Origin of the sequence: Moorena sp. SIO3H5, from assembly GCF_010692395.1 — a bacterium.
Lineage (GTDB): Bacteria > Cyanobacteriota > Cyanobacteriia > Cyanobacteriales > Coleofasciculaceae > Moorena.
The window spans coordinates 1-9,092 of the sequence record NZ_JAAHHS010000317.1; the positions used below are offsets into that span (position 1 = coordinate 1).

Genomic DNA, 9,092 nt, shown 5'->3' on the forward strand with positions numbered 1-9,092 from the left:
CAACCCCCTTTCTATGACCTTTTTGAGGCCTTCTCTGAGTGCGTCAATGCTTAAGCTATCTGTCTGATTGATATGAATCCGACCCCTTCCTGCTTCGGTTTCACTATGACCTGCAAAAAACAAAATATCCCAAGGTTGCTCCCACAGGGTTTCGTTGAGCTTCTGCCGTGGTGGTTCTACTAGAAAGGTAACCTCTGCAAAGGGTAAATTCTCTAATAATTGTCGGTCTTGTTGGATATTAATTCCTTCGCTATTGCCCAGAATTGCTAGAATTCTAACCTTGTGTCGATCACGGCTCTGGTGCGATTTGCTTGGTTGTTGATACTCTGGAGTACTTAGGGCAATTTCTGCTTGGTGGTAACGCTCTAAAAATTCCCACTGATGCCAAGGAAGCTGCCTGAGCTGGGGATTTTTGGTACGAATTAGCACCCGGACTTCTTCGGTAATGCCCACTTTCTCTAGCCACTTTTCCCGCAGTGGACTAAATAATTCTGACTTGAGCCACCGATTTAAGCGATCGCATAATCCCTGACTATGCTTTTCGATGGAACCACCGATTGCCACTCGTTTAATTTTAATTGCTCGTAAAGAGCTCCCCAGACTGCGATAGTTTGACCGCCATTCATGATAGTGGTTGACTAAATTGGGGGCTGCAGGCAATCTGCCAGTAAGTTCTGTTTCCGGACCTTCGCCTTCTGAGCCAATTTGCAGAGTGACCCGAAAACCTTCCTCAAAATCCCCATCCAGCTTAAGAGTTACTAGCTTTGCCATTGGCTTAGTTTTTTAAAGGTTGACGGTTGACGGTTGACTGTCAACCGTCAAAAATCAGTATTTTGCCTGATGTTATTTTCATTTATAGCGCGTACTGAATAGGGAACAGCGGATTTGGGAATTCAGATCACAAACTCTTCGATCACACTGGCATTATCCAGAGCAACTTTGACACTGAAACGGTCTCCGGCTTCGCAACTAAAATCCAATTGAATGGATTGATCCTGGTTTCTGGCTTGGGCATTGATCAGCATTTCTTGCTCTTCATCTAGCAAGAGCAACTGCAAATTGGGGGGTAGATAGCTTTGACCATTGATAGGATTGAGTTGTAGCAGAACATTCAAGGTCGTTTCGGATTCTGGAGTCAGTGCTACAACCAGAGCCACCCCTTGATTAGGTTTGCCCCATTCAATCTGTTTACATCGCCTAATGCTCTGATCAGACTTGGTTCTAAAGGCGAAAGCTGGCTGAGCACGTTGGTTACCTAAAAGGGTTTCCACACTCTGCCAACCTGCCTCAAACATATGCTCCAACCATTGACTGAGTTGTGTCATAGGTTGAAATTGATCGAGGTAGGCTGGTAAATCTTTTAGGGTACGTAATTGGTGGATGACTAATTCACCGGTTTCCGAGGTTGGGGAAAATCCCAACAGCGTCGCTTCAGTATAGTCTTGATCAATCTCAACGACTACATACCCCATCCGGTTAAATCTCACCTCCTGGGGAATGGGACAAGTCAAATCACCGGCTTTGATAGGCCGACATTCCAAGCGCCCCAAACCGGTTACCCTCAGGTCAGCCACATTTTCAGCCAAGCGCACTACTGAATTCCAGCTATCCCCTGCGGTTAGGTCAGTGGGAATACCCAAGATCCTTAAATAGTTATTCACCGCACACACCGCCAGGGTGTTGAGATAGACTTGTTCAGTCTTTTGCTTAGTGGGTTGGTAGTCAGCAAACTGCTGGGCTATCTCTAAGGCCGACTGGGTAATCGGCATTGGGATTGACCAATCTGCTAGCATGTTGGCGTTGTGTATCATGATTTTTTCCTAGGTTGCGGTTTTTTGCTGCTTTTCGAGCGACAAATCTTTGACTCTTCTTCTATATATCCCTCGCATACACCGAATTTTCGTAACAGGGGTAAGCATTTACGGTTATAGAATTTGGGCAAATCTTTAGCTTCTGGCGGAGTTAGTTGAAATTCCGCTGCAATCGTTTTCCAAGGCTGATCAGGAGGGAGTCGCCGCTCAATTAGGACTTGGGCATTAATCTCAGGACGTTTCCTAAAGCAAGTCTGACGTAACACTCCGTCTGGGTCTGTCTTAACCCAATCCAAGGTTTTTTGCCATATTTTCATAACTGGCTGTAGATCAGGAGCAGCTGGTACCCTATCTACAGCATCAAGAGTTTTACCTTCCTCTGTGTTTAGGCCAGTAATTTGCCGCTTTTGTTGTCTATAGCCAGCATCTCGAAATCGTCTCAGTCGCTTTTTTAGTTCATCGTCGAGCCAAGTAATCACACCTTTAATAGTCGGGTCATACTCTTCCGGATGGCCACAGCAATATTCCCACATCTCTTGCAGAGCGTCATTATAGTATGGGGTATATTCTTTCCAAAGCTTGCGGGATTTCATCACTAATAAATGTATCTGGCTCAGTTTTTGCCGACGTTCCAGACTTAATGGTGGATGATTACATGCTTGATCTATCAGCTGACGGAGTATTTGATCTAGATTTTTCATCGGTAATGTCCCTGTTGTAAATGCGATCGCGTAGCGTGGCCAACGGCCAATCGCGTTTAGCGTGGCCTACGGTCAATCCCGTTTAGTACGCATTAGTCTATCGATAGCGCTTATCAGGTTAGTTGTTAGTAATTGGTTAATTTTTGGTAGATGCTCAACCTAACCACTAACCTCTACTCTCCATCAAAAGCGCTACAAAGGGCAGCCCGAAGACTGGACTCAGTATTGACCATCCCTAGACATCTTAGGCATCAATGTTGGGAAATGGCAAAAGTCACCCAGTATTTATTTACACGAGTGATTGGGGGGTTTTTCGCAAAAAAGCCCAAAAAAATTTTTTGTCCGATTTTTTGCGAAAAGTTTGGTTGACAGGCGCTGTAACAAATAACTAAGCCAAGTGTGATTCAACAGGTGCGACCCGTGGCGAATTTAATTCTTAATGGGTCAAAAGCACCATTAAATTTCAAATCCAGTTAGTGGGTCAACAGACCATGTATACTCTCACCAACACTTTAGAAAAATCCGCTCCTCAGGTGCAACAGTTAGACAATGGTCTACTGCAAGGAGTACTAGAAGGTTTTATTGACGGTGTTTTAATTCTGAATACACAAGGAGAGTTGGTTCATACCAATGAAACCGCTCGTGTTTTTTGTGAGCAACTTACACCGAACACCAAACATCTTAAGGTGGTGCCCAAAGAAATCTGGCGTGTCTGCGAAGCCTTGAAAGACAGTGATGAATTCTATCCCCATCAATCTGTAATTATAGATTCAGAGATTACTACAACTAACTCCACAACGTTTCGGATTCGGGCTAGATGGCTCAACCTGAGAATATCTGAGCAGCCTTATATTATAGTTACCCTCGAAGACCAACGTCAATCAATTCATAGTATAGCCCTAGCTGAAGTTCAGAAATATGGCTTAACTGCCCGTGAGGCAGACGTCTGGTTACTGCGTCGAGTCAATTACTCCTACAAAGAGATTGCTGCGGAACTGTTTGTTACCCTCAATACGGTCAAGAAGCACATGAAAAATATTCGCGTTAAGCAGCAAATGGCAACGATGATGGAAGAAATGGCTGCTTAGGCCGATAATTAGCAATTTGGAAAACAGACATTCTTGGTAACAAGTGACAAAATGCCCTGCCCATGGGCATTTTTTTTTATTAGTGCGTTCGCGTAGCGTGGCCAACGGCCAATCGCGCTCTAGGGTTTCCAAATGAGATGTAAACCTAAGAGGTATTTTTTCATTGTCAAATAACACTCCGAATCTCTTTTCCATCTTGACTTTTGCCTCTTATGTGCAAGGCAATTCCTGCAATACATATGTTTACAAATCATATAAAAACACGGTGATTCCGGTTGTCATAAGTAGTCGGTTAAACAAAATTATTTCCCTTTTGCCTATTGCCTGTTGCCTATTGCCTATCGCCCATTGGCTATTGCCTACTCCCGATTCCCTACTCCCTATTCCCTAAAGATTTTGCCCCAAAAAGTTTTTTCTGATTGTTTTGCGAAAAGTTTGGTTCACAGGCGCTGTAACAAGTAGCCAATAAAATGGCAAGGTGGTGACACCGATAATCCTCTCCTGTTTTAGTTTTTTGATTAACTGTTGGGACACTGTCCTAGGTTAATAGGAAAGCATTACGCCCCATATGGGGCGTTTTTTTTAGCTAGATCCCAACCGTTCAATCAGTTACCCACTTTGCCAATTCATCTAGAGTAACTTTCAGCAGGTCACACAATACCTTGAGCTGATTTGGGTACAGTTTGGGGATATGCCTGCCCGCTTCCCAATTTTGCACTGTGGTAACAGTTACGCCCAATTCATGAGCGATTTCCCGCTGGGTGATATTTAGGGATTCTCGTCTTTTTTTAAGGTTTTCCCCTAAATTAGTCATTACTGTCCTATTGAAAAGTTAACATAATTAAGTTGACTGAGTTATAGGTTACCCCTAATCTCACTAGAGACTATCTTACATAAGCTGGTGTTCATTTAAATTCCATGGTTCTGACACCAGGGGAGCTTCGGGTACAGGGCAGAGGGTTTAAGATTTTTTAGATTAAATCGATGTGTAGCGGTAATTTCCAGAATTAGTATCGCGCTGATCATACTTATCAGGTACATTCAATGGTTCCATCGGCGACTCCCGACTCCCATTAACCCAAGACAAAAGTACCTTAACAAATTTATTACTGATATAGCTACCTGTAGGGTGGGCAAGGTTTTGCCCACCCTACCCATGGATTGTGTGCGTAAGTCCTGTAGAAAACAAACCATTAGTCAAAATTTGCCAACCTGGCAACAAACCGACTTGGAATTTGGTTTTGATGGAAACTAAAGATACATCACAAAAAAATAGTCTTCATTATTAACATATAAAAATTAATCTACTGTCGGCAAAGGTTGTAGAGTTTTTGTTTACAAAATTTTTTTTATAAAATTCATCAATTAATTAAGACCTATAATGGAAGATATCAAAACTATTTCGAAAGTGGAAATAGACGAACTAAAAGAAGTTCCCTCATCACTGCTCAATACTTACGTTGAAAGTAGCCAAACTTCAAGACTGATCAATACTAACGTCGAAGGCAGTAACAGTTCAACTACGACTCTTCAAATCACCTCAGAAAATATATCAGGGGTAGTTTCCGAGTCCTATTCCGATGAATTGTCGAAACGTTTATCTATATTTCCAAACCCCTTTAACCTTATTCTCGGTACTCCCAGTTCTGAGTTTCTACGGGGCACTAACGATAGCGATATTATTTTAGGTCGCGGGGGCAATGACATTATTCTTGGTCTCGCTGGCAATGACTTTCTGTTTGGGGAAGATGGACAGGATGTTGTTGTCGGTGGATCTGGTAACGATTTTGTATCTGGTGGCAATGGTCAAGACTTTCTATTTGGTGGTTCCGGTAACGATACCCTTGATGGTGGGAATGGTGATGATTTTCTGTCTGGGGGAACTGGATATAACCTCTTCATCGGCAGTACAGGCAATGACACTTTCGACGGACAAGATGGCAGAGATACCGTAGATTACACTGGTTTAGGTCGAGCCATTACCCTTTTACCCACGGGAATCGTTAACAAAAATGGTCTTGGCAAGGATGAACTAATCCGAGTAGAAACTATTATTGGCGATCGCAATCAAGCTAACACCATTGATGCCTCTTCTGCCGGTACTGGTTCTTCTATCAACGTTGATTTGCAACAAGAGAAGTTACAAATTAATGTTGTTGGTGGTCCGTTTCTCAACCGCACTGTCCAGAACTTTATTAATGTCAAAGGTACTGGACTCAACGATACTATTGCTGGCAATAAACTAAGTAACAAACTTAGCGGTGGCGGTGGTGATGACGTCATTAGGGGTAGCGCTGGTAATGATGTTATCGATGGTGGCTCTGGAAAAGATACAGTGGATTACACTGGTCTAGGTAGAGGGATTACTGTTTTACCAACTGGAATCGTTGATAAAGGGGGTTTGGGCAAAGATCAACTGATTGGGGTTGAGAGAGTCATTGGGGATGCAGGTCAGGTTAATACTATCGATGCTTCTTCTGCTGGTACTACTGCCTCTGTGAATGTAGATCTGCAGAAGGAAAGTTTACAAGTTAATATTGTTGGTGATGGCACGCTGGATTTCGCTGTCGAAAACTTTGTTAATGTCAAAGGTACTGGACGCAACGATACCATTGTTGGTGACAACCAAAATAATCAACTTACTGGTGGCGCAGGCAGTGACGACATTCTTGGTGGTGGTGGCAAAGATACCATAGTAGGTGTAGACCCCAACAGTTTCAATCCAGGAGTCAACGAGAGGGATATCGTAACTGGAGGCGCTGGTTCTGATACGTTTGTTCTAGGAGATAGCAAGAATACTTACTATGAAGGGGGAGGATTCTTGGGTCTCAATGACTACGCTCTAATTACCGATTTTGAATCCGGTACGGATAAAATCCAACTCAAAAAAGACAACTATCTGTTTGGACGAAACTTTATTGCTGTGCGCAAAGGCTTCTACTATGATGATTTGAGTAGTGTTGCTTCAGCTGAGAGCATTGTTGACAACCTATCTGAAGGCGTTATTAAAGACTCTGGCTCAAGTCTCGGTGCTGACACCACTGGTGATAGCTTCGAGTCCAGTCGGATACTTCCTAGTTTTAATCTGGATATAATTGCTATCGTTTCCGACGGATATAGTCAATCTGATATCCACTTTGTGTAATCTCAAGTTTGGTTAATTAGCTCCGAAATAGTTGCTAGATTTTTGGTATTTTAGTAATAGGTGATAGGTAATCATAAACTACCAATTACCCATTACTAATTACCAAATTTCTTGCCAATTTGGCGTTACAAATCAATCACAAAGCCAATTTGGCGTTACAAGGCTTGTCTTCATGGGATTTCATCGAAATACCATAGATCGCTAAGGAAGACATTATGGCCACAGTTCAACAGGCAATCCTTAAAAACCAACCATCAGCAAACAAGATACTAGAGCGACTGCCCGACGCTATTAAAAATAAACAGGTAACAGAAGTCAAGTCCAGCAATGCTTCAGGTTTGTCTAATTTAAGTGCCCTGAGTGATATAGGCGGCTTGAGCGGTGCAGAAAACTCAGCTGTACAAGGGTCATTGGGAATATCAGGTATATCAGCAGAAACACTATCAGTAGCAGGAAATTCAGCAGCTTCAAAACAAGATAGTGTATTTGTAACACTAGAGGGCGCAACTTCATCAAGTGGACCAAAATCTGTAGGTGTCGGATTTTCAGGTATAACGTCTCCTGTTGTCGAGCCCACTACATCGTCTAGTCTGACTAGCAGACCGTTTGTCCCATTCTTCTTCCCTAATTTCGTTATTGGTACTCCCCGTAGTGACCTTCTGCTCGGTACTGGCTCCACTGATATTGTTCTTGGTCTCGGTGGAGATGATGTAATCTTTGCATTTGAGGGTAACGACATAGTCTTGGGCAATGATGGCAATGACGTTATGTTTGGTGGCTTTGGTGACGACAGGATGTTTGGTGGTCGTGGAAACGATTTTGTGTTTGGCGACTCCGGAAATGACACCATATTTGGGGACAGTGGTAATGATGTCTTGTTTGGTGATGCTGGTAAAGATACAGTTAATTACGCTGGCTTGGGTACAGCAATTACCCTTTTACCTAGGGGTATAGTTGACAAAGGCAGTTTTGGTCGGGATGAGCTTGTTGATGTTGAGAAAATCGTTGCAACTCCAGGTAAAGCTAATACCATTGATACTTCCTCTGCTGGCTCTGGTGCTTCTATTAACGTGAATCTGCAAAAGCAAAGCTTGCAGGTCAATCTTGCTGGCGGTTCTAGCTTGAATTTCACTGTCGAGAACTTTGTTAATGTCAAAGGTGCCGCCCTAAATGACAATATTATTGGAGATAATAAAGATAACCAACTTACCGGTGGTGCAGGAAGTGACGAGATCATTGGTGCTGGTGGTAACGACACTATAGTTGGTGTTGATCCGTCTAGTTTTAAACCAGGAACAAACGAGATCGATATTGTCACTGGAGGTTCCGGTCGCGATGAGTTTGTTGTTGGAGATTCGAAAAATGTTTACTATCAAGACGCTGGATTCCTTGGGTTAAACGCTTACGCTTTCATTGAGGATTTCAAAAGTGGTCAGGACAAATTCCAACTCAAACGAGACAACTATGTGTTTGGACGGAACTTTATCGCTCTACAGAAAGGCGTCATCTTTAATAAGTTTGAGAGTGTTGCAGCAGGAGCAGCTCGAAGCAGTGAACCCAATGTGGCTCAGGTTGAGAATGCTGTTGACAGCATAATCAAGGGTAATAATCCAGATCTTTCTAAGGTGAGTACTGGTGTTGGTGCTCAAGCCAGTTCTGCTGCTTGGCCAACAGACAATATCAGCACCTCTTCTCAATTGATTGCTCCTTTTGACCTTGACATCATCGCTATCACAGATAATTCCTATAACATGAGTGATATCCAGTTTGTTTAAGATATAAGTAATTAATCCTTGCCGTTGGGTCAGTCAATTAATGAATAGGAGTAGAGTGGGCATCCTGCCCGCCCGAAAATAAGCATGAAACTGGCAAGATGCCAGTTCTACCAAGATGCCAGTTCTACCAAGATGCCAGTTCTACCAAGATGCCAGTTCTACCAAGATGCCAGTGTCTTGATGCAAAGCGCGAGTGGGGGAAACCACGGCAGTCGCTCATGGGGGAAACCACGGCAGAAACTGGCAAGATGCCAGTTCTACGCAAGATGCCAGTGTCTTGATGCAGTCGCTCATGGGGGTTTCCCCCAAGACCGCGCTGCATCGCTTCCACGCCTCATGCCCATTCTACAGGTGCGACCGACTCCCTAATCCCTACTCAAGTGTGGGATTAGGGAATTTTTTGCTGGCAATCTTGACTAAACAGTCAAAATTTTGCTAAGTTATAACTCCCGGTTCGCCCATTTTTTCGGGAGTTATAAGAAAGGCTACTCAGGAGTAAAAGATTGACCATCAAGTTGAGTATAAATAGTAGTTGAAAACCCAAGTAGAACAAGAAGACGCTGCTGTAAAGG

8 protein-coding genes and 1 pseudogene are annotated in these 9,092 nt (G+C 43.2%); 4 read left to right on the forward strand and 5 right to left on the reverse strand.

Annotated features, from left to right (window positions below; genetic code table 11):
• The 3 genes and pseudogenes from F6K52_RS26585 to F6K52_RS26595 form a co-directional block, all read right to left on the reverse strand.
• Window positions 1-771 (reverse strand): annotated as a pseudogene (locus tag F6K52_RS26585) (hypothetical protein); the annotation flags it as partial.
• A gap of 122 nt (window positions 772-893) precedes the next feature.
• Window positions 894-1,811, reverse strand: coding sequence for a DUF1822 family protein (locus F6K52_RS26590; RefSeq protein ID WP_293085390.1), 918 nt, complete (start codon window positions 1,809-1,811; stop codon window positions 894-896).
• A complete protein-coding gene (locus F6K52_RS26595) occupies window positions 1,808-2,512 on the reverse strand; it encodes a sigma-70 family RNA polymerase sigma factor (protein ID WP_293085395.1) in 705 nt (234 codons plus the stop codon). Before F6K52_RS26595 ends, F6K52_RS26590 begins: the two co-directional genes overlap by 4 nt.
• Before the next feature lie 491 nt (window positions 2,513-3,003).
• Here F6K52_RS26595 and F6K52_RS26600 point away from each other — a divergent pair, with 491 nt between their 5' ends.
• A complete protein-coding gene (locus F6K52_RS26600; RefSeq protein ID WP_293085398.1) occupies window positions 3,004-3,600 on the forward strand; it encodes a LuxR C-terminal-related transcriptional regulator in 597 nt (198 codons plus the stop codon).
• Between the two features lie 163 nt (window positions 3,601-3,763).
• Window positions 3,764-3,991: a hypothetical protein gene (locus tag F6K52_RS26605; RefSeq protein ID WP_293085401.1), complete on the forward strand. Its 228-nt coding sequence runs from the start codon at window positions 3,764-3,766 to the stop codon at window positions 3,989-3,991.
• Window positions 3,992-4,201: 210 nt separating this feature from the next.
• Here the strand turns inward: F6K52_RS26605 and F6K52_RS26610 are convergent, their stop codons facing one another.
• Entirely contained in the window at window positions 4,202-4,414 is a 213-nt protein-coding gene (locus F6K52_RS26610) for a helix-turn-helix transcriptional regulator (RefSeq protein ID WP_070391614.1), read from the reverse strand.
• Window positions 4,415-4,981: 567 nt separating this feature from the next.
• Between F6K52_RS26610 and F6K52_RS26615 the strand changes: the two genes are divergently transcribed.
• Both F6K52_RS26615 and F6K52_RS26620 read left to right on the forward strand, forming a co-directional pair.
• Entirely contained in the window at window positions 4,982-6,745 is a 1,764-nt protein-coding gene (locus F6K52_RS26615) for a calcium-binding protein (RefSeq protein WP_293085404.1), read from the forward strand.
• A 215-nt stretch (window positions 6,746-6,960) separates the two neighbouring features.
• Window positions 6,961-8,520 (forward strand): hypothetical protein, encoded by a 1,560-nt coding sequence (locus F6K52_RS26620; protein WP_293085408.1) that lies wholly within the window; start codon window positions 6,961-6,963, stop codon window positions 8,518-8,520.
• 124 nt (window positions 8,521-8,644) lie between these two features.
• Here the strand turns inward: F6K52_RS26620 and F6K52_RS26625 are convergent, their stop codons facing one another.
• Window positions 8,645-8,842 (reverse strand): hypothetical protein, encoded by a 198-nt coding sequence (locus tag F6K52_RS26625; protein WP_293085411.1) that lies wholly within the window; start codon window positions 8,840-8,842, stop codon window positions 8,645-8,647.
• Window positions 8,843-9,092: the final 250 nt, after the last annotated feature.

Coding starts and splice junctions, on each gene's coding strand:
- F6K52_RS26590 (WP_293085390.1), bottom strand. CDS start 1,811: ATGATACACAACGCCAACATGCTAGCAGATTGGTCAATCCCAATGCCG.
- F6K52_RS26595 (WP_293085395.1), bottom strand. CDS start 2,512: ATGAAAAATCTAGATCAAATACTCCGTCAGCTGATAGATCAAGCATGT.
- F6K52_RS26600 (WP_293085398.1), top strand. CDS start 3,004: ATGTATACTCTCACCAACACTTTAGAAAAATCCGCTCCTCAGGTGCAA.
- F6K52_RS26610 (WP_070391614.1), bottom strand. CDS start 4,414: ATGACTAATTTAGGGGAAAACCTTAAAAAAAGACGAGAATCCCTAAAT.
- F6K52_RS26615 (WP_293085404.1), top strand. CDS start 4,982: ATGGAAGATATCAAAACTATTTCGAAAGTGGAAATAGACGAACTAAAA.
- F6K52_RS26620 (WP_293085408.1), top strand. CDS start 6,961: ATGGCCACAGTTCAACAGGCAATCCTTAAAAACCAACCATCAGCAAAC.
- F6K52_RS26625 (WP_293085411.1), bottom strand. CDS start 8,842: ATGCAGCGCGGTCTTGGGGGAAACCCCCATGAGCGACTGCATCAAGAC.